Source organism: Methylotenera sp., assembly GCF_029946165.1.
In the GTDB taxonomy this organism is placed as follows: Bacteria; Pseudomonadota; Gammaproteobacteria; order Burkholderiales; family Methylophilaceae; genus Methylotenera.
The window spans coordinates 151236-173307 of record NZ_JAQSDZ010000011.1; the positions used below are offsets into that span (position 1 = coordinate 151236).

The 22072-nt window shown below is 42.3% G+C and carries 21 protein-coding genes; 3 read left to right on the plus strand and 18 right to left on the minus strand.

Annotated features, from left to right (window positions below; genetic code table 11):
* Nucleotides 1-2: 2 nt before the first annotated feature.
* From PSV17_RS08270 to PSV17_RS08290, 5 genes are all read right to left on the minus strand, one after another.
* Nucleotides 3-797, minus strand: a complete 795-nt coding sequence (locus PSV17_RS08270) for an electron transfer flavoprotein subunit beta/FixA family protein (protein ID WP_300481448.1) — start codon at nt 795-797, stop codon at nt 3-5.
* Between the two features lie 25 nt (nt 798-822).
* Nucleotides 823-2223: a hypothetical protein gene (locus PSV17_RS08275; protein WP_300481451.1), complete on the minus strand. Its 1401-nt coding sequence runs from the start codon at nt 2221-2223 to the stop codon at nt 823-825.
* A gap of 1 nt (nt 2224) precedes the next feature.
* Entirely contained in the window at nt 2225-4351 is a 2127-nt protein-coding gene (locus tag PSV17_RS08280) for a heterodisulfide reductase-related iron-sulfur binding cluster (RefSeq protein ID WP_300481453.1), read from the minus strand.
* 119 nt (nt 4352-4470) lie between these two features.
* Entirely contained in the window at nt 4471-6663 is a 2193-nt protein-coding gene (locus tag PSV17_RS08285) for an FAD-dependent oxidoreductase (protein WP_300481456.1), read from the minus strand.
* 187 nt (nt 6664-6850) lie between these two features.
* A complete protein-coding gene (locus PSV17_RS08290; protein ID WP_300481459.1) occupies nt 6851-8548 on the minus strand; it encodes an APC family permease in 1698 nt (565 codons plus the stop codon).
* 383 nt (nt 8549-8931) lie between these two features.
* On the opposite strand from PSV17_RS08290, the gene PSV17_RS08295 reads away from it, so the two are divergent.
* From PSV17_RS08295 to PSV17_RS08305, 3 genes are read left to right on the plus strand one after another with little or no spacing between them, the layout of a single operon-like run.
* Nucleotides 8932-9354: a group II truncated hemoglobin gene (locus PSV17_RS08295; RefSeq protein WP_300481462.1), complete on the plus strand. Its 423-nt coding sequence runs from the start codon at nt 8932-8934 to the stop codon at nt 9352-9354.
* Between the two features lie 29 nt (nt 9355-9383).
* The gene (locus tag PSV17_RS08300; protein ID WP_300481463.1) at nt 9384-10463 is read left to right on the plus strand and encodes a DMT family transporter; all 1080 of its coding nucleotides are present in this window, start codon (nt 9384-9386) and stop codon (nt 10461-10463) included.
* Nucleotides 10460-10744 (plus strand): hypothetical protein, encoded by a 285-nt coding sequence (locus PSV17_RS08305; RefSeq protein ID WP_300481466.1) that lies wholly within the window; start codon nt 10460-10462, stop codon nt 10742-10744. The genes PSV17_RS08300 and PSV17_RS08305 overlap by 4 nt, the downstream gene beginning before the upstream one ends.
* A 176-nt stretch (nt 10745-10920) precedes the next feature.
* On the opposite strand, the gene ribBA is transcribed toward PSV17_RS08305, so the two are convergent.
* From ribBA to PSV17_RS08370, 13 genes are all read right to left on the minus strand, one after another.
* Nucleotides 10921-11997: a bifunctional 3,4-dihydroxy-2-butanone-4-phosphate synthase/GTP cyclohydrolase II gene (gene ribBA, locus PSV17_RS08310; RefSeq protein WP_300481543.1), complete on the minus strand. Its 1077-nt coding sequence runs from the start codon at nt 11995-11997 to the stop codon at nt 10921-10923.
* A gap of 96 nt (nt 11998-12093) precedes the next feature.
* A complete protein-coding gene (folE2, locus tag PSV17_RS08315; protein ID WP_300481469.1) occupies nt 12094-12975 on the minus strand; it encodes a GTP cyclohydrolase FolE2 in 882 nt (293 codons plus the stop codon).
* A gap of 269 nt (nt 12976-13244) precedes the next feature.
* Entirely contained in the window at nt 13245-13535 is a 291-nt protein-coding gene (locus tag PSV17_RS08320; protein ID WP_300481471.1) for a hypothetical protein, read from the minus strand.
* 11 nt (nt 13536-13546) lie between these two features.
* Nucleotides 13547-14227 carry a hypothetical protein gene (locus PSV17_RS08325; protein WP_300481474.1) on the minus strand — a complete coding sequence of 227 codons (681 nt, stop codon included), beginning with the start codon at nt 14225-14227 and terminating at the stop codon, nt 13547-13549.
* 62 nt (nt 14228-14289) lie between these two features.
* Entirely contained in the window at nt 14290-15684 is a 1395-nt protein-coding gene (locus PSV17_RS08330; protein WP_300481477.1) for an APC family permease, read from the minus strand.
* Complete coding sequence (locus tag PSV17_RS08335) at nt 15684-15866, minus strand: hypothetical protein (protein ID WP_300388975.1); 183 nt, start codon at nt 15864-15866, stop codon at nt 15684-15686. The genes PSV17_RS08330 and PSV17_RS08335 overlap by 1 nt, the downstream gene beginning before the upstream one ends.
* A gap of 26 nt (nt 15867-15892) precedes the next feature.
* Nucleotides 15893-16285 carry a hypothetical protein gene (locus tag PSV17_RS08340; protein WP_300481480.1) on the minus strand — a complete coding sequence of 131 codons (393 nt, stop codon included), beginning with the start codon at nt 16283-16285 and terminating at the stop codon, nt 15893-15895.
* Between the two features lie 9 nt (nt 16286-16294).
* Complete coding sequence (locus PSV17_RS08345; RefSeq protein WP_300481482.1) at nt 16295-16591, minus strand: hypothetical protein; 297 nt, start codon at nt 16589-16591, stop codon at nt 16295-16297.
* Between the two features lie 327 nt (nt 16592-16918).
* Complete coding sequence (locus tag PSV17_RS08350) at nt 16919-18280, minus strand: FMN-binding glutamate synthase family protein (RefSeq protein ID WP_300481484.1); 1362 nt, start codon at nt 18278-18280, stop codon at nt 16919-16921.
* Nucleotide 18281: 1 nt separating this feature from the next.
* Nucleotides 18282-18974 carry a protein glxC gene (locus PSV17_RS08355; RefSeq protein WP_300481485.1) on the minus strand — a complete coding sequence of 231 codons (693 nt, stop codon included), beginning with the start codon at nt 18972-18974 and terminating at the stop codon, nt 18282-18284.
* Entirely contained in the window at nt 18962-19858 is an 897-nt protein-coding gene (locus PSV17_RS08360) for a glutamine amidotransferase family protein (protein WP_300481488.1), read from the minus strand. The genes PSV17_RS08355 and PSV17_RS08360 overlap by 13 nt, the downstream gene beginning before the upstream one ends.
* 60 nt (nt 19859-19918) lie before the next feature.
* On the minus strand, nt 19919-21253 hold the full coding sequence (glnT, locus tag PSV17_RS08365; RefSeq protein WP_300481490.1) for a type III glutamate--ammonia ligase: 1335 nt from the start codon (nt 21251-21253) through the stop codon (nt 19919-19921).
* A 138-nt stretch (nt 21254-21391) separates the two neighbouring features.
* Nucleotides 21392-22072 (minus strand): sarcosine oxidase subunit gamma, encoded by a 681-nt coding sequence (locus tag PSV17_RS08370; protein ID WP_300481491.1) that lies wholly within the window; start codon nt 22070-22072, stop codon nt 21392-21394.

The window sequence follows — 22072 nt, forward strand, 5'->3', positions numbered from 1 at the left end:
GCTTAAACTCCTTTAAATTCGTTCATAATTTGAATCAACTTAGCCGCTTGCTCAGCTATCGTGCCTTCAATCATTTCTGCGCGACCTTTAGCTGGAATATACATGCGACGAACGTGCGACATAGAGTTACCTGCTCCGACATCAGCACCAGACAAGCCGATATCAGACAATGTAACTTCCTCGATAGGTTTAGCAGCAGCTTGTTTAATGCCACGCAATGAGGCGTATCTTGGCTTGTTAATGCCGAGTTGTATGGTTAATACCGCAGGGCAATTAATCTCAACTTCTTGTAACAAGCCACCTTCTAATTCGCGACGAACCACAGCACTTTTGTTGCCGGCTTGATATTGCAAGTCAGCGACCACTGCCGCATGCGGCCAATTGAGATAAGCTGCTGTTGAAATTCCAGTTGAGGCGTAAGCTTGGTCCGATGATTGCACGCCAGCAAATATCATGTCGGGCGCTTCTTTTTTTGCCACGGCGGCTAAAATCCTCCCAATGGCAATGGCATCCGAACCCTCAATGCTGTCATCCCAAACTCTGATGGCACGGTCTGCACCTTTAGCTAGACATTTACGCAGACTTTCATCCACGCGATCTGGCCCTACTGAAACGACGACAACTTCAACCTCTGTCGTGCCAGACTCTTTAATTTTCATGGCCTCTTCAAGTGAGAAATCATCCCACTCGTTTAAGTCATACAAAAGAAAGTCTTCATCGACATCTTTTTCATTCGCACGGATTTCAAAGTCTTCATCTAATGCCGCCACTTGTTTTACCGCAACTAAAATTTTCATACTTATTTTCTCCTTGAAACTTATATCAAATACTTTTTATAAAATGAACTGCAAAATACTTAAATGCCGTAAATCTGACCTGATAATCTGGATCAAAGCACAAGTGCCATTTATCTTTATCTTTCAATTTACTATTCCCAACTAGCATTAATCGATGTAAGTAATAGTCATCTTCTAACAATGGCAACAAAGTAAATCGCGTCGCACTCGGGTTTAAAATAACGCCGCGCCTGACATCGGCTTCTACAGAAAACGTTAACTTCTTCAATAGTCGCTGTGGTGTATTCGGGTTATTTGCAACGCCACTTAATACATCTACCGCAGTATCTCCTGCAAGTTCTTCCAACAACTGCTTAGGCGTTCTGTGCTGATATGCCACCGCAGCACGTACCCAATAATCTTCATCTTTAGCTAACAAATGCAGTAACTTAATCGGGCATCGAGAGTTTCTTGCCACACCTCTTCGCACATCTGCTTGCAGGTCTTTAGATAACTTATCCAAAACTCCAAATGAAACAGTTGGATTTCGCGCTAACTTTTGCCTTACCCATACATCTTGGTCATTCATTAAGCGGCTAATGACGTGTGCTGTTAAATCAAGCCTTGATGCTATAGCTCGTCTTACCATGTCACTATCGTCACTTACTAACGCCTTAATCACCCTCCTCGAAGCGATTACATTAGAAGCCACCGCACATCGCACCGACTTATCCTGATGCAAACTTAGGCGACTGATTACTTCATGACTCAAACGCTTATCAGACGCCAGTTGGCGCTGAATTAAGACATTTTCCTCAAGTAGTGCCTTATCAATCAATTGCAAAGGACAATTGGCATGTCCAATCACCGCAGCTTTAACGTACACATCGCCTTTTTCATACAACTGCTCAAGCAGCTGAGAAGAAGTAGATGGATGCTCACTTATATTCTTTTGCAGTGCTGCCAATATCGAACTTGACTCAAATCTACCTAGTAAAATACTGAGCACTTCACTATTTGCAGCTAAGTTTTTACTCAGGGCTAACACACTTGCTTCCTCACTCTCAAACTGCGCAATATTTTTCAAAATACTGGGCGAAGCATGCCGATGTTGTGCAACTAAAACCGTCAAACTAGTACTACATTTACTACGCTGATTTTCAGCAACATAAAGCTTTGATATCGCCAAAGTCGGTGTGTTCTGGTTCTTATCTAACCTAACAACAATTGCATCATCAGAAGTGCTACAAAGCGCTTCTAATACCGATGCTGGCGTATGCTCCCATCGAGCCAACGCTAAAGCATCTCGCCGCTTACCAAACATTAACTCTTTCAATTGATGCTTTTGTTTACCTTCTGCAATGCTATAAACGGCAGTAGCACTATAAGGGTCGCGAGCCTTCAATGCTAAATTCACTAATGCTGTAGCACTGTTAGCAAGCCGCATATCAAGCCGTCACTGCAGTGTCTTCCCAAACTTCGTATTCAATACACTCGTCAATTAACTCAATGAGTTCGCGCACTACAAACTGTCCTTCAAAGCCTGATGTTTTAAGTGCATCTTCAAACATTGTTAAGTCTTTCGGGCATGACACCACAAACACTTGCAGACCTTCAATTTGACCAGCTTCTTTCATTCGGTTAGCTGATGGTTTTTCAATACCAACTGGATCAGGAATCCATATGCGACCACCACCCGCGCCGCAACAGAATGAGTTATCACGGTTTCGTGCCATTTCTACTAACTCACAACCCAGCAATTTAATCACTTCACGTGGCGCGTCATAGCCTTTGTTGTAGCGGCCTAAATGGCAAGGGTCATGAAAGGTGACACGATAATCGAGCTTCTTCTTAAGCTTAACTTGACCTGTTTCAATGAGTCGTTTAACCAAAGTTGTATAGTGTTCAATTTCAAACTTGCCACCAAAATCTGGATATTCGTTACGTATCGTATTAAACGAGTGCGGGTCGGTTGTCACAATTGATGCAAAGTCACAAGCTTGCAATGTGCCGATATTCGATGAAGCTAGCAGTTCGTACAAACCTTCCTCACCAACGCGTCGTACATCATTGCCTGCATTAAGTTCAGCTTCAAAAAGCAGGCCGAAATTGACGCCTGCGTGGTGCATTAATTTAGCGAACGACTGTGTTACTTTTTGATTGCGTGGGTCAAAGGATGCATAATCCCCAACGAACCACAACACATCCACTGGTTCTTTACGTGCATCTTTAATTTCAAACGGCAACTCTTTAGCCCAAGCGGCTCTTTTACGTTTTGACTCACCAAAAGAATTACCTGTTTTATGAATGGTTTGCAGTGTTTTTTCTAGCAAAGGCTCCATTTCGCCCGCTTCAACTAGGTTGCGGCGCATTTGTACGATAATCGGCACATGTTCTACGGCCACTGGACAAATCTCCACGCATGCTAAGCAAGTACGGCAGGACCAGAGTGTTTCCATGAACACTTGCCCTACATCTTTACCGTGAATGTCTAACTCGGCTTCTTTCGGTAGCTCTTTAGCGCTCAATGCATGGTTCGCAAATTCACGTAAAGAAAGAATGACATCTCTTGGCGATAATGGGGCGCCTACTGCGTTTGCTGGGCATGCCTCTTGGCATCGACCGCATTTAGTACAGGCATCAAGATGCAGCAAGTTTTTCCAAGTCAGGTCAGTAATAGTCTTGTATCCTGCGGTTTTTTGGTCATCTGGTACTTTTGGCAATCTTCTACCTGCTAGCTGATCTTTAAACATTAAAGAGGTAGCTGCTGTGAAAATGTGTTTGATTTTCGTGTACGGAATGCATGCAATAAAAGTCAGTGAAAGCAAGCCGTGAAACCACCATAAGTAGGGGCGGAATGCTCCAGCGCTTTCAGATGCCATTCCCAATGTCTGCATGATTTGGGCAAGCAAAGCACCCACTGGTGACCACATGCGGTAATCCCAGACTTCTGGCCTATCGTTAAGCCATACTAAACGGGTTGCTTCTAAAATAAAGCCCGTGATACCGATTAAGATGAATGACCAGAGAAATGCCCAGTCTTCACGGCGATATTCGCTACGATCAAAATCGATATCGCCTTCTTGTCTATCGACTCTTTTGTAATCAAGCTTAGGTAAATGTAACCATTTACGTCTATACATCATGTAGATAAGACCAGCAATTAAACCTAATCCAGCTAAATCCAGTACTAATGAGAACAATAGGTAAAAGTTACCGTACCAAAATTTAACGCCAAATAAGGGCTCTAGAATGTCATATTCCAGCGTAATGGTTGAGGTACCAATAAATAGCAATACAAAACCTAAGAATATTAAGCCATGAGCGCGCCCTGCACTTTTATCACGTCGCACCAAGGTGCGATGCGTTGCCATGGTTTTAACCATATCAACAAAACGGTGAAATAGTTCATTCCAAGAGCCATCAGGTTTACCGCGACGGTATTTGCGAATTTGAACGTAAACGCCATAAATGAACACCGCAATCGCCAAATAACCGATGGCATAGAATAAATGTATCGCCTGTGGCTGAAAGTTCTCAAACAGCACGCGGGTGATTTCTTTAGAATTATCCATTTAGCTCCACCTATTGATAGGTATTAATAATTTGTTATTTTTAATGTTTGTACATGAGATTATTTAAAAAGGTTTAATCACGTTCGCTGTAGACACTCCAGCGAACGTGATTAACCGATCTAAACTTTGTACTCGACTTTGAAGGTGCCGCCTGGCATATGCGGTGCGCCCCAAACAGCCACTTCACGTTTGTATGGTATGGCTATTTGTGGATTAGCCTCTTCAATCTCACGTGCTACACGGTGACCTGTGAACGTTGCATCTGCAATCAGGCGTGGCGCTTCAGCATCACCAATCAAATAGATGCCTTTGATATCATTTTCAGCCCATTCTGATTCACGTGCTTTCAGCTCATTCCATAATGCATTTTCAGAATGACGACCTGTTACTAGGATTAATGAGTCAAACTCTAACCAACGATGCGTTGTGTTTGCATCGCGAGGCGAAACGCCTGGGCCGCGATAAGTACGTTTAGAGCCATCACCCCAAATGTTGTAGATTTCAAGACGTCCGCTTTCAATTTTTGAACAGAAATGGTCGCCAATTTCTTCCACATGCAACTCATGCAAACGACGCATCATATTTGGATATTCAAGTGTGAAGTGCATATAGTTCGCCATGTGCACACCTGAAACAACAGTCACTTCATGACCTGCTGTTGCTAATTTTTCAGCTAAGCTCGGTGCCATAAAATAAGTATCCGCATTTAAAATAACAACGCGTTTACCAATTTTCTTTTTACCTTCTAATACTTGTTCAGGCGTTAATTGGTCTGGCAATGAGGCATCTGCACCCGGAATAGGGTCATGTGTTAAGCAGTTGGTACCGTCAGTATTCCATGAAGAACCAGTTGCAATAATCACTTTGTCAGCGCCGTATTGCAGCACTTCATCTGCAGTGATTGGTTTTTGACCGAGTGCAACTTGGCTTTCTTTGTTCTTTTTCACTAGTTTAGTAATTTGAGTTTCACGGTAATCACGGTGATAACTCCATTCACCCAAGCCTGGCAAGGTGGTTACTGAGTTTAAATGACCACCAATTTTTTCAGCTTTGTCATACAAGTGAACAGTAAAGCCTTTTTCTAACAATACACGAGCGGCTTCTGAACCAGATGGACCTGCACCAACCACTAGTACTGAATCTTTTGATGTAGTTTTAGCGAATTTCTCTGGATGCCAACCACGACGGTATTCTTCACCAGCTGTCGCATTTTGCGTACATATCATTGGCGGGCCACCAATTTCCCAGCGAGAAATACATACGTTACAACCGATACATACACGTATATCGTCATAACGACCTTGTTCAATTTTTTGTGGTAAGAATGGATCAGCAATTGAAGGACGTGCGCAACCAATAATATCTGCGTAGCCTTTGGTCACGATCTCAGTCATTTTTTCTGGATCTACAAAGCGACCTACACCCAATACTGGCTTTTTAGAAACTTGTTTAACAAACTTAGTCCAAGGCACTTGGTGACCTTGTTGATAGAAACGTGATGGACCTGCATCTTCACCCCATTCCGCGATGTCACCTACATCCACATCCCACAAATCAACTAATGGATCAGCTAACTCAATGAATTTCATACCGTCAACTTCAACTTCAATTTGACCTGGGCCAGACACAGTATCAACGGCAAAACGTGTTGCAATGGCACACTCGCTGCCAACTGCATGTTTAACTTTTTCTAATGTCTCTAACCAGAAGCGAGCGCGATTCTCTAATGAACCACCGTATTTATCAGTACGTTTGTTGTAGTAAGGATTTAAAAATTGAAGAGGTAAATATGAGTGAGCACCGTATACATAAACAATATCAAAACCAGCATCACGTGAGCGTTTAGCGGCATCCACATAATATTGCTGAACTTGCGCAATATCGCTGAAGTCCATTTCTTTACAGTAGGATAATGTTTCGAATTCCGAAGCATACTGGCTTGGTCCACGAGGCGTTGCGCGTGATTCCATGTTAGGTGCGTGCGCACCGCCGTACCATAGCTCGACACCTGCAAGCGCACCATACTTATGCACCTCATCCGTCATTGCGCGTAAGTTGCGCACATCACCTTCATCCCAAATACGTGCTGACAAACGATGTGTATCATCTGACTCTGGATTGATCGAGCAATATTCAGTGTTCATTGCCGCCCAGCCGCCTTCGGCCTTCATTGAGCGATGCGCAGCTTGGAAGCCCGGCTTATCTGAACCAGCACCAATACAGTGAGGCACTTGATAGAAGCGATTGCGTAAAGTTTTTGGGCCTATTTGAATGGGTTCAAACAAGATGTCATGTTTTGGATCACGTGCCATATTACTCTCCGATGTGTTTAGGAATTTACTGTATGGCTATTCTCAATGTGATGCGCTATGTAAACAATTACCCTCATGGCTTACTACTTTGGTGTTACTAACAAAACCATCAGTGAAAATAAAAAAAAGCGAACGGACAATATGCCCGTTCGCCATTATTTAAATCTAAGAAATTAACTATTACTAATTACAAGCTATGTAAGTACCAAACCAATCCAATACCTGCAGCTAATGCAATGTATGGAAGAATACCTGCCCTGTTTGCTACGCCATCTTCATGCTCATCAAGATGCATATCCTCTAACATTTGTTTAGGGAATACGCCTTTATCCTGAATATAGTGACGATAAACAAACACAGGGAGAATCAAGGCGGCAAATAACAATCCAACCTTCAATGTTCCTGCACCCCATACGTCAGCACCTAAACCCATAATACCCAAGTTAACGAAGCCAAGAATGCCGCCTAATACCAAGAGTATAGTTGGTGCTTTGTATGGTCTATCCCATTTTGGTCTATCAATACGATGGATCCAACCAGAGTTAAGGTTAAGGAAGTTGAAAATGATGTAGCCTACGTTTGATGCTGCAAGAATGAATACATAATCTGACATCATCAACAGTAGTAGATTGAAGCACAGATCTGTCCACATCGCCTTTGTAGGCGCCCCATGATCATTTACATGAGACAAATACTTAGGTAACCATCCATCAACAGATGCTTGGTATAAAGTACGTGAAGAACCAGCCATTGAAGTCATGATGGATAGCATTAAAGCTAACACCATCATAATGACCATCACATTCGCTACGAAAGCACCGCCACCCACAATATCTGAGAACGCTGCTGCTACACCCATGCCGCTGTAGATTGAAGCCTCTAGCATGCCGTCATAAACAGCTGGAGTAGTCACTACGCCAGCTGCGTCCACCACGGCTGGTGTCACCATATGACCCAAACCAAGATGACTTTGAAAGGCAATTGGTACTAACGTGAATACAGCCACACAAAGCAAACCAGAATAAAAAATTGCTTTAAACGTATCTGTCTTTGGATTTTTAAATTCACGTGTGTAGCAAACAGCTGTTTCAAAACCATAGGTAGACCATGCTGCAATAAAGAGCCCCCCTGCCATTAACTTCCAACCTTCGATACCCCACACGCCATCAATCACATTGCCAGCTGCATCATGCGCAAGTGGTGCTAATGGGAAAAAGTTAGCTTGTGAAATATCACCTGTTAATAATGGTACCAAACCAATCAACATCAATGGAATTAATGCAATTACACCAAGAATCATGGTTGTTTTAGCAGAACGTAAAATACCGCCATGCTGAACAGCAAATACGGATAGTAGAACAGCTGCCCCTACAATAAATGTTGCGTTTATTCTCAGCGCCAATCCGTCCTTAACCATACCTAAGTCTAATAAGGTAATCTGCCAAGTATTGATTACCGCATCTGGTGCGAATAAGGCGCTTAACATATAGCCTGCTGCCAGCCCAGAGCCAATGGCTAACACTGGCGACCAAGCAAACCAATTACACCAAACTGAAACAGGAGCAATAAACTTACTGTACTTTACCCATGCAACTGCGCCGTAGATTGAAGCACCGCCAGACTTATGCGGAAACAGGCCTGCAATTTCCGCGTAAGTAAAGGCTTGAATAAAACCAAAGGTGATGGAAATCGCCCAAATCATCCATGCTGGCTTTCCTACTGTAGCGGCAATAGCGCCAATTGAAAACAGAACAAGTGCAGGAACGCCACTTGCCACCCAGAATGCGCCTTGCCAGCCAATCTTTCTGTGTAACGTTGCATTTTGCGCTGCAACGTTTTCTGAAAGATCAGCTGAAATCGCATCAACCGAAGAAATTACACTCAATTTAAGTCCCCTTTTTATAAAATTCCCATTACAACTCCAAATATAACTAAGGAGCTGCCCACCTGGGTGAAGCAATAAAACCAGCCCGTGTCACCTAATCAATAAGTAGTTAATACACCTACATATAAAAACATCTACGGAGTTTAAAAAACTTGCCGCATTGATATGCATTTGATGACAATCATTAGTTGTGTGCAATTCTCATAACGGATTACTCATAAAGTAGTAGTTTGCTTAACACTTGACCTCGTCCATTGTGCGCCCTATTTTTTCCAGCCAAATACTTCTTAAGTATTACACCTTCAAGATAGTGTTTATTCACAATTCCACTGTTTACTATTACGTCGTATATATAAGTTAATCAATAGTGAAGAAAGCGACCAATGACAAGTGTTCAGCCAACAATGCGTGATACTGCAAATAGTTCTTTATATGATTTAGTGGGTGGAGAGGATGGCGTCTTAAACCTAGTAAAGGTTTTTTATGACATTGTTGAAACTGAACAATTTGCTCATCCATTACTTTTATTACATCTACGCGGCAACGGCTTAGCGCATTCACGTGTTGAACAATTTAACTTTCTTTCGGGGTTTTTAGGTGGGCCTAAATTATATGTAGAGAAACATGGTCACTCAAATGTCAGAACCATGCATGAACATGTAGAGATTAATGCTGAGTCAAAAGATATTTGGCTAGAGTGTATGTCAAAGGCTATTAATCAAATCGGGCTGGAAGTGGCAACTAAAAATAAATTAATGCTTAATTTCACCGCTGCAGCTGAGCGTCTAGTGAACAGATCTGATTAACGCATAAATTTATCTGAAAGAGTTTTATTTTGAACAGCGCTGCTCTGAATCACGCCTTACATAAACACTATGCTAGAAATCAACGCTGGGGCTTTATGTGGGCACTTTGGACAGCCATACTTTGGGGCGCTTGGTATGTTCCAGGAACAGCACTTTGGTCTGAACATCCTTATGTAGATATTTCAGCAGATCAACAAACATTGAGATTAGCCGCTACCGCAGTGATGACGTGGATACATGCCATTACTGTATTTTTCTTCTTACTCCTTTGGAATATGGTTCTCGGTAAGGTGAAAGATTACGGCCGAACCATGGTGCGTTTTAGCAAGATTTCCAAGTGGTATGCCCTTGCCTCACTTTGTGGCGGCCCTTTAGCCATCTTTGGCTCGTATATGGCGATGGGCTTTGTTGGCCCTGTGTTTGCTGCCATATCATCACTATTTTATCCAGTCATAGGCGCCATTATCGCAAGGCTTTGGTACAAAGAAAAAATCTCGAAGCGTGCGGCAATTGGCATGTGCATCATTATTTTTGGCGGCATGGTGATTTATGGCCCTAGCCTATTTGGTGAAATGGATGCCAGCAACCCTAATGCGTGGTTAGGTTATGTAGGCGGCATTATGTCTGCGATTGGTTGGGGTACAGAGGGCGCAGTCGCAGGACGAGCTATGGATGTTTCTGACCCAGATGTTGGTATTCATTGCCGATTTTCATTTGAAATATTATTTTGGGGCTTACTCATCTTACCCTTTCTCGCCACATTCACAGACTTACCTATCAAAGCGCTTATTGTGGATACATTTACGCATAGCAAAGCCATGTTATGGATAGTGCTTGCTGCAGCTTGCCACGCTTATTGTTATACGGCTTTTTATAAGAGTTTTAGTTTAATTGGAGTTGGTCGAGGTGAAGCTATTGGCAATTTATATGCAGTTTTTGCACTTATTTTCATTGCAGCATTTACGCTGCAACTACCTCAATGGTATTTTATATTAGGGTTGTTTCTAACGGTATTAGGCAGCTGTGTTATGTTCAGCGAATCTGCTGAATCAGTTGCAGAACTACGCGACAACAGCGATGCCGTTAGCAAGGGTAAAGCATACTCATGAAGCTGCACCAAAAAGGATTTTTATTAGTCGCTATTTCTAAATCTGGTGGAATTTGGGATCAACAACTCATTGAAAAAGTATTTGCTGAATATGGGGAGTCTGGGGGATTTAGAGAGAAAACCTTACGTATTGCTTTAGATGAGTTAGCTTCCGCTGGGCTGATAAAGCGTATTGAAAGCAAACTTGAAACAATCAATGGTCAATCAAATCTACTTTTTAAATACCAAGTTTCAGATTTTGGAATAACACGAATGGTAGATACTGGACTGCTACTACCATAACAAAAGGAGTGATGATGAGTGAATTTTGGGGTTATGCAGGCGCTGATATTTTAGCGATAGTCGTGATAGGTACAGTTAGTTTTATCTGTTTGATTTGCGCCAGAGTATTTGTTTCTAACTACGGTGAATAGCTGTACCTATTTCAGCTATTCTACGCACCGCCTTCAACCTACCAATTAAGCTTCGTAGGCGATAAACTCGGTGACTTCCAAGCCGAACCCTGCCATGCTAGGAATCTTACGAGGCTCAGCCATTAGGCGCATTTTTACCACTCCCAAATCTCGTAATATCTGCGCACCAATGCCATAATCTTTAAGCGTATATTGATTGTCAACTGGTTGACCTGCAGATTTGATTGCATGAACAATATCCTCACTCTCTTCTTGTCGTCTAAGCATCACAATAACGCCAGACTCTGCTTTGCTAATGTGTTCCATTGCATGAGGCAAACTCCAGCTATGGCTCTTACTACTTGCGTCTAACAAATCAATGATAGTTAACGGCTCATGCACTCTGACCAATACACTTTTATTAGCGCTTACCTTACCTTTGACTAAGGCCAAATGTGTTTCGTTGGCGGCGGCATCATTAAAAGCAATTAATTGAAACTCGCCGTAAGCTGTATCGATTTTTCGTTCAGCAACCCTAGCCACCAAACGTTCAGTCTGACTTCTATAATTAATTAAGTCGGCAATCGTGCCTACTTTTAAACCATGCTTCGCTGCAAACTCAAGTAAATCTGGCAGTCTTGCCATTTCGCCATTGTCTTTTAATATTTCGCAAATCACAGACGCTGGCTCAAGTTCAGCTAGTTTCGCAAGATCGCAACCAGCCTCAGTATGACCCGCACGCACCAACACGCCACCTTTTTGCGCGATTAAAGGAAATACATGCCCAGGACTCACTATATCTAGTGGTCTAGCATTCACATCAACCGCTGTTTGAATAGTATGCGCTCTATCAGCGGCTGAAATACCCGTAGTGACGCCTTCAGCAGCTTCAATAGAAACCGTGAAATTGGTACCCATTTTCGTACCATTTTTTTTCACCATAGGTTCAAGCTTTAGTTGCTTACCTCGCTCCTCAGTGAGCGTTAAACAGATTAAACCTCGTCCATGTTTAGCCATAAAGTTAATGTCTGCGGGCGTTACAAATTGTGCCGCCATGACGAGATCGCCTTCATTCTCGCGATCTTCATCATCCAATAACACCACCATACGGCCTTGGCGCATTTCCTCAATAATTTCAATCATTGGGCTAATAGAGACGGTAGGATTTTCCAATACCTTAAACGCAGGTATCGTTTTTACTTGTTCTAAATAACTTAGGTTAACAATATCGTTCATCATTTACTCACAATAGCCATTTTCGCTAGAAACACAGGGGCTCACAGAACTAGCTTTATGCGCTTTAGCGGGATTATCTTCAACATTTACAGATTGCTCACTTGATATACAGGCATACGCGGAATGGTTATGTATAGACTCAAAATTCTCACATTCAATCACGTAGCTTTTTACTCGAGGGTCATTTTTAAAGACTGTCGCGATATCTCTCACCATATCTTCAACAAACTTTGGATTATCGTAGGCCAGTTCAGTCACGTATTTTTCATCTGGTCTTTTGAGCAGACCGTATAGCTCAGAAGATGCTTGCGCTTCAACCATCTTGATCATATCTTCAAGCCACATGAACTCTTTTAAGGCAATGGTAATAGTGACGTGCGAACGTTGATTGTGTGCACCATAAGCTGATATTTTTTTAGAGCATGGGCAAAGGCTAGTGACGGGAATTAATACTTTTACTTTAACGTCATGCTTTCCATTTTGTATTTCACCAATCAATGTAACTTCATAATCGAGTAAACTTTTCACACCAGAAACAGGCGCGGATTTATTAATGAAGTATGGAAAAGTCATTTCAATATAGCCAGATTTCGCCTCTAATCTTGTTGCCATTTCCTGCAAGATTATTCTGAAGCTGTCTACCGATATTTCACGCTCATTTTCGTTAAGTATCTCAACAAAACGAGACATATGCGTGCCTTTAAAATGCTTTGGCAAATGCACATACATGTTAAACATGGCCACGGTATGCTGGGCACTGCCTGCTTTATCTTTGATAATTACTGGATGACGTATTGCGCGAATGCCAACTTTATCAATCGCAAGTTGGCGGGTGTCCGCCAAGTTTTGTACATCTTGTAATGAGAAATCTATGGGCAAATTCATCTATATCTTCTTTCTTAAATTACATTATTCATAGTCGTTTGAATAATGTACGGAGATGCAATGTATGAAACACTTAAAAAAGAAGGAGGCAAGTGCAAACTCACTAGTAAACTGCTTGCCTCCTTTAAGGTTGCTACTCAACGTAAGATTAGGAGATGACTTATCGTCAAACTTACGTAATACATTCTCATTCTTGGCTGCTTTCTTAACAATTCTCTTTAAGTACTACTACGTTTGGGTAGGTATGCCAAACACGCGTTAACGCTTAATCAATGCTCGCTTGAAAATATTTCCATGCGATATTTTGCCCAATAATAAGCATCTAAAATAGAAATCGCATAAATGAAAATCCCGCCCGAAAGCTTGCCAACCATTGAAACATGCGGTTGCGCTAAGTTAAAGGTAATCAGGCCGAGAATAATCATAAAGCACGCCATAAAGAAACCTCGCTTTGGCGCATTATTGATTACCTGTCCCATCCCAGGCAGGAAAATAGCGACAAGTAATACTAGTTTTGCGTCTAATGGTTTTTGTAATATTTGGTGATCGTTTAATGCCATATATTCCCTTTTTAAGCTGCTTGGGCTTTTAAAACAGTTCCTGAGTTTTCTATATTTATACGTATTGCGATAGCCTGCTTTAATAAGGTCTCTACTATATTTTTAGCAATTGGGGTATTTTCGTAAATAGCATTTCGCATGATGAGGTATTCACCTCGTTCAGCCTGCTTAACCATATAGGTCAATCTAGTAAAGTTTGGGGCGACTAATAACTCTTTCATATTCGCATTAGCAAATAGTTTAGGTACGAACGAATCAATTAAATTTAAATCAACAGCTTGATGTTGATACTTCAGAATGGCATGTTGTGGCCAACCTGCTGGAATAGTTAAATTGCCATTCCATTGCCATGAAGGACTATAGAACTCGTTATTAGAAGGCCTTACAATGTAATCTAAGGTACCGGTACTTTGCAGATTCGCTTCCACCTTAATTAATAGCCATAGTGGCGGCACTTTTCGCCAGCCAAGTGTATCTTCTACAATACTTAGTGATACCTTGTAACCACTGTAAACACCTTCAAGTATTGGTAGATTTGCTTTATCTAAACGTTGCTGCGTATTTGCCAGCAACAGCGCACACTCGTCAAATATCCGACCTCTAGCATCGACTCGATAACTGACAGCATGCTGATGTTTGCGATATAACATCACCACCATCACGCTGAGTAATAGTAAAACGACTATATTCATATTAAGCCTTATGTGGCAGCGGGGTTTAAGCCGCTGCCAATGGTTTATATCAATGGGTAAGCTTAATAACCTTTTGGGCGAGGCCAAGGCATCGTGAATTGATCTGCACGTTTTACGAACTTATAACGACGCAACACAAACCAGATAGATGCCAAGATATAGAACGCCATAATTGATAACAGTGAAGCACCGTAACCTAAGAACGTTGCAAAATAAGTCGCGCAACACAAGGTTAACAAGGTAATCGCCGGTATCGGATGAAACGGATGAATATAACCACGGTGTATCGATCCTAATGGCCACATTTTTCTGAATTTAATCATGTTAAATGTCATGAAAGTATAGCCAAGCAAGCCGGATAGGATAGAGAAAGTAATCACTTGATCCAACAACCCTGTAAACGCAAACGAAATCGCGATAGGCACTAAAAATAGTACTGAGCGATAAGGTGTGCGGTATTTAGGATGGATAGCGCCAAAGAACACAGGCATGTAACGGTCACGACCTAATGAGAACCAAGCGCGTGACGCATCGTTGATACAGCCATTTGCTGAAGCAATCGCAGCAAAAGCAGTAGCCACAAACAACATTAACTGCAATTGACTACTACCCAACAATGTAGCCGCATCGTACATAGGTGTGACTGCTTGACCTAAATATTGCCAAGGCATCAAACCAGTTGCTACAAACCACGTAATAGTCGCAGCGACTAACAATGTCATCATGCCGCCCATCGTACCAAGTGGAATAGAACGACCTGCTGAGCGAACCTCTTCTGCCGCCTGACAAGTACCTTCAATACCCAAGTAATACCACATACCAAATTGCAGGGCTGCAACCACACCAATCCAACCATAGGGCAAATCTGTCAGCAGTGCTTGATGTTGAAGTACAACGCCTTGATGCAACGGATCTACCGACAGGAATAAAACTATTAAAGAGGCAAAGGCAAGAAAGGTAATGACTAAGTTAAGCGTGAGTGTGGCAAACACGCCGCGGTAATTCAGCCAAGCTAGAAAAGCAACTGTCAACACCACAAATGGCTTGGTGTCCAAATTGGCGTATCCCATTACCTCGGCGCCAGACTTCATGAGGTCACCCACCACTAAGGCATCGGCAGCGCATAACATGGTATAGGCCATCACTAGGTAAAGCCCCACATTAAACGCCATCAGTGGCCCAACAATATGCTTAGCCTGCGTATATTGCCCGCCTGCCGCTGCAACTGTTGAAGTGACTTCAGAGTCTATCATCGCTACACAGGTATATAGCAAACCAATCACCCAACAAGCGATGAGTGAAGCGTAAGCACCGCCCTTGCCTACTGTAAAATTCCAGCCCATAAACTCACCAACCAGCACGATACCAACACCCAAAGCCCATATATGAAATGGGTTAAGTACCTTAAGCATAGCGATAGGCTTACTATTACTCGTCGTAATTTTATCTTTAGCCATTATGAGTTCCCCTCTTCTAAATGAACGCCGTGAACGACATCGTCTTCACCACCTTCACGTGAACTCATCAAATATTCTTCGTCGTATTGCGAAGAAATCATAAATGCATCTACTACCATCCAAACCAACATGACCGCTGATATGCTCCATGCTGCATACACCAGAATATCCCAAAACTTCATGATATTTCTCCCTTTAAAGTGAGCAACTATTTATTATCGAATTTTTCTTTTATGACTTCGCGGTATTGTTTATCTGACACCTTCAACATAAAAATGAAGTAACCAGCAACCACAAGTATTGTAATAATCAACATCAGTGGATCAATGGTGTAATCGAATCTGCTATTAATTAATGTTGCAGCTTTTTCGGGGTCATAGCCTAGTTTTACCCATTGCTGTTGCTGTATTTCATTCTGACCTAACGACTGCCAACTTACCTGCACATGTGCTGATGCACTTGCTGCTGCAGCTTCGGCTTTCGCTTCTGCCTTAAATAGCAATGGCACCATCAGGCTGGCGTAAACCAAGACTAAAACTAAAATAGTGTCAAAAATTTGACCAAACATGCCCTGTTTTGGAGGGGTATAATTTTTATTCATACGGTTCTCCTAATGGTTGATTTTAGCGGCACGGTTGGCGTCTAGATGTTTGATGTCTAAACCATAGATGAAGTCTTTATCTTCTTTGAAGTGCTTGGTCATCGCAAAAACTGATGCTGTATTGAAAAGCATCAATAGAAAGCTAGCCACATACAGAACAGAGCGAATATTGTCGTCTTTCACGATGCCTAATATTGCGATTAACACAAAAATCACAGCAGCCCATAACAATGCAACATCGAACCAAGCCATCAGGCAATCTCGCATATACATGTCATTCATTCGTTTTTTATTATCATCTCTCATAACACTCTCCTCATTTTTTTGAATACTTGTGAAATAGAACGTGTGACAAAAATCTATTAAAAAAACGACTGGCGTAGTCACCAAAATGGTAGGTTAATTAAATATCGACATAGGTTTGGTAATGAAGCAGTTTCTATAGGCGAAAAAAATGCAGCTATGGTTAAGCTGCACAAATAAAAAGTGAGGATATGCGCATTTAATATGAATGTTTTTTCTACCTTAATTTGGTAGTTGGAGGAACCCGCCTTAAAGTAGAAAAAACTATCCATTACGCATACCCTCATAAAGCCCAATAAAATTGGGTAGGAAAAACTCTTTAGAAAAGAATCAGAATTTAGTCACTCCTGGAATCCAACTTGTACCAGCTAAAGGCACTTGTGCCATTGCTGAAGCTTCGATTGTTAATGCCACTAAATCTTCTGGCTCTAAATTATGCAAATGTGACTTACCGCAAGCGCGTGCAACGACTTGTGCTTCCATGGTCATCACTGCAATATAGTTAGCCAAACGATGACCAGCTTTGATAGGGTCTACACGTTTCATTAATTCAGGATCTTGCGTAGTAATACCTGCAGGATCTTTACCTTCATGCCAGTCATCATAAGCACCAGCAGTCGTGCCAAGCTTGTTGTACTCGGCTTCTAAATGCGGGTCATTGTCACCTAATGCGATTAACGCAGCTGTACCGATTGCGACAGCATCAGCACCTAAAGCAATTGCCTTAGCTACGTCTGCACCGTTGCGAATACCGCCAGACACAATTAACTGCACGCTATCTTTACCGTTGCGATAAACACCTAAGTCTTGTAGCGCTTTCACCGCAGGGCGAATCGCAGCCAAGATGGGTATACCGACGTGTTCAATAAACACTTCTTGAGTTGCCGCTGTACCCCCTTGCATACCATCTAATACAATCACGTCTGCACCGGCTTTAACCGCAAGCGCCACGTCGAAGTAAGGTCGTGTAGCACCAATTTTCACGTAAATTGGTTTTTCCCAATCAGTAATTTCACGTAGTTCAGCGATTTTAATTTCCAAGTCATCTGGACCTGTCCAGTCAGGGTGGCGACATGATGAACGTTGGTCGATGCCTTCTGGCAAGCAACGCATTTTTGCGACGCGTGCAGTAATTTTTTGACCAAGCAACATACCGCCGCCACCTGGTTTAGCGCCTTGACCAATCACTAACTCAATTGCATCGGCTTTGCGTAAATCGTCTGGATTCATACCGTAACGTGAAGGCAAGTATTGATAAACTAGCGTTGTTGAGTGACCACGTTCTTCTTGTGTCATACCACCATCACCAGTTGTTGTACTAGTACCAGCCGCAGTTGCGCCACGACCTAGTGATTCTTTAGCAGGGCCGGATAGTGAACCGAAACTCATACCAGCAATAGTCACTGGTGTTTTTAAATGAATTGGTTTTTTAGCAAAGCGTGTGCCCAACACTACATCTGTACCGCATTTTTCACGGTAGCCTTCTAATGGGTAACGGCTAACTGATGCACCTAGGAATAGCAAATCATCAAAGTGCGGTAACTTACGTTTTGAACCTGCGCCACGAATATCGTAGATACCTGTTGCGGCAGCACGTCTGATCTCAGAGTTGGTATATTCATCAAACGTTGCAGAATAACGTGGCGTGGTTTGAGGGGCTTTATGTAGTTCTTTTGATTTATCGTCGCTCATTTTAGTATGCTCCTGCATTATCGACATGGAAGTGGTACAAGGTGCGAGCAGAGCCATATTGCTTAAAGCTATCCGGGCTGACATCTGCATGACCTGATTTTTTTAACAAATCCGCTAGAATTTGCTTATCTTCCGCGTTCATTGTTTTTTCTTCACAATCTGCGCCTAAGCTTTTTACCGTGCCGCGTACAAACAACTTAGCCTCATAGATTGAGTCACCAAGACCATCACCTGCGTCACCCAAAATAACAAAGTTACCTGCCTGTGCCATGAAAGCTGAGAAACTACCGACAGAACCACCAACAACAATGTCAGCACCTTTTAAGGCAATACCACAACGTAAACCAGCATCACCATCAATGATTAGTAAGCCGCCGTTAGCCGTTGCCCCAGCTGCGTTTGAAGCGAAACCTTTAACATGAACCACACCTGACATCATATTTTCAGCCACACCACTGCCGGCACTACCTTCAATAGTCACTTTAGCGATTTGATTCATCCCTGCTGCGTAATAACCTGCATGGCCTTTAATTGTTACGTCTACGTCAGCTTTTAAACCAACCGCTACGTTATGCGCGCCATTTGGGTTCTCAATGACTATTTTTTTTCCGCTTAGACTACCTGCATCACCGTGAAGGAATTGATTCACTTCACGTAATGGTTTGGTGTCCAAATCAAATTTTAAAGTTTCCATACGTACATCTCCTTAGGTGAAGGCTCGAACACCTTCGCGTTTTTAATATCTGGCAAATGCGCTAATGAGCGGAACTCAGAAGCAATTGCAACATAGTCATCATGTTCAGCGATGATTGCTGGTTTGCAACCATATGGGTCGCGTACTAAAGCAAGCTCAGTGCTTGTGCCCATTAACAATGTGTAAAAACCGTCAAGCTCTTCAAAACCATGATTTAACGCAGTTTTAAGATCATCGCCTTCACGCATACGCCATTGCAAAAAGCGGCAAGCGGCTTCAGTATCATTGTCAGTTTCAAAATTGATACCTTCTTTTTCTAACTTGCGACGTAGGCTATGTGCGTTTGATAAAGAACCGTTATGCACTAAGCACCAGTCTTCACCCGCAGTAAATGGATGCGCATGTGCAGGCGTTACAGCAGATTCAGTTGCCATACGCGTGTGACCAACCAAGTGTGTGCCTTTGAAGTTTTTAAAATCGTAACGATCAGCCACTTGTTGCGGTGTGCCTACGTCTTTATAGATGTCCATTAACTGACCAACAGATAACAAATGCAATTGTGGGTAATGTTCTTTTAACCACACTTTTACTGTTGCTGGTTCAAGAGTTGTTGTTAACACAGCATGATTATCTTTTGGTTCAATCGTAGCCTTGATGCTCAGATGTGTTTCAAAATGATGGCCTAATTTAGCCCAGTTAAAATCTGAAGTACCTGAATATAGGCTGAATTTTCTCGCATCAGCGGCAACTGGCGCCGTAAACATGGCCATACCAGCTGAGTCAGGTCCGCGCTCAGTCATACCGATTAACATCGGCAACATGAGCTCACCAATTGAGTCACGTAATTTTGGATTTCTTACTAATAATCCGACAATTCCACACATACTTTTCTCCTTACAAATATAGTTAAATTTTGCTTTTACAATAAAACCAGTAACTAAAACCTAGAAAAACTCTACATAGCGATTGATTTCCCAATCAGAAACATGGCGCTGATATTCCATCGATTCCGCACGCTTAATTTTGATAAATTCTTCTGATAGAGAGTCACCCAATGCATCACGAATGACTTTATCGCCTTCAAATTCATCTATTGCTTCACCCAAACTTTGTGGCAATATTCCGATGCCCTGCTCACGCATTTGTGCAGGTGATAAATCATAAAGATTATTGGCATGACCAGCGCCAGGGTGTAATTCACGTTTAACACCATCAAGACCTGCAGCAATCACTGCCGCTGTGGCTAAATAAGGGTTGCAGCTACCATCTGGCAAGCGCAGCTCTAAACGACCATACGGAATACGTACCATGGTTGAGCGATTGTTATTGCCGTATGAAATATACGCTGGCGCCCATGTAGAGCCTGTGAGGGACTGACTCACAACAAGGCGTTTATATGAGTTAATAGTTGGGCAAGCTAGCGCTGTGATTGCAGGTGCATGGGCAAGAATACCGCCCATAAAGTGATAGGCTAGTTTTGATAAACCATGTCCTGTTGTATCGCTGTCATCATGGAACAAGCTTTTTTTACCGTCACCAATTGACATATGCATATGCATACCATTGCCTGGACGATTGCCGAATGGTTTAGGCATAAACGAACAAATCATTCCTAACTCATTTGCAATATGGCTAGCAGCCATTTTGAACATCAAGTAATCATCAGCGCTTTTTAAACAATCTGCATAGGTGTAATTGATCTCAAATTGACCGTTTGCATCTTCATGGTCGATTTGGTAAATATCTAAACCAGCGGCAATTAAAGTTTCAGTTAATCGCTCTAAAAACGCAGATTGTTTTGACATGCTTTTATAGTCATAACAAGGCTTTTGTAAGGTATCAGTTGAGTCATAAGGGTGAATAGCACCCTTCTCATCTTTACGCAGTAAAGAAAACTCAGGCTCTAATCCTGTGTAAAGAATCCAGCCGTTTTTAGCAAGACGATCAGTTTGAGCCTTGAGTACCACACGTGAATCGTGACCGTAAGGTTTTTCATTGACATGTCCATCACAAACAATGCGCGCATACCCAGGTTGCCAAGGTATTAATGTCAAGGTTGATAGGTCACCCACCGCCATATAATCTGGACCATTTGGCGCGATGCCCATACCCCAAATTGCGCCGCCAGCAAAACCAGCGCCACCTTTAAGAATGCTGCCGAGATGTTCGGCAGGCACTGACTTAACTTTAGCAACACCATGTATATCAACAAACTGAGCTAAGATGTACTTAACATCATTATCTTTTAAAAACTTTTTTGCTTCATCAAACGTTTTCATTCATTTCTCCCTGAAAATCCAATGTATCTAAACTATAGATACATCAACCTTAAATTAAGTCATCTCCAACGGTTTCTCAGCACTAGCTTTATTTTTAATCGCAAGCTCTTGTTCTGTTTATAAATTTCATTTTTGATACTAAGAGCTTTGATACTGGGCAAGCCCCACTGCACCACCACCTAACTCTGTAGCAATTTCTATTAGTACTTCCCACATATAAGGTCCGTAAGTACCATCACACCAAATGCGATAAACTGGCTCACCATTGAGTGTTTGGCGTATCAGTGTTGCTGATATCCCCGCTACTTGGGTCATAATGAGATCTTTTGCAGCGAGTGATTTTTCACGTAAATCGAGTGAACAAAGCTCTGAAAGCAAGTTAAGAGCCTCGCTACCACTTACAATAAAAGCAGCATCTGCACGTGGCACTTTAAAAACACTTGCCACACGAGTGGTATCACTGGCTAATCTGCTACAAGCAGATCCACCTAATTGATCTTCAATTAAAAACTCACTTGATCCGAGGCGCAAAACCAGTGTCTTTTGTTCGCAGATCGTCCATGAGTTTGGCGTGGTGGGAATCGCGATTCCACGCTCAAGCAACCATTGCGTTGCATTGGGGCCTTTTACGCCATACCTTGCTAAACAGCTAACATCAGCAACACCTAGAACTTTTTTTCTAGCATTTTCAATCGTGGCACTAGCAAATTCCACGGCGGTATTCATGCCGTTAACCACTTCCCATTTAGCCGACTCTCTTGGTTGAGCATGCGCTACAGGTGATGTTTGGATGATACTTTTGACGTCATACTGTTGCAT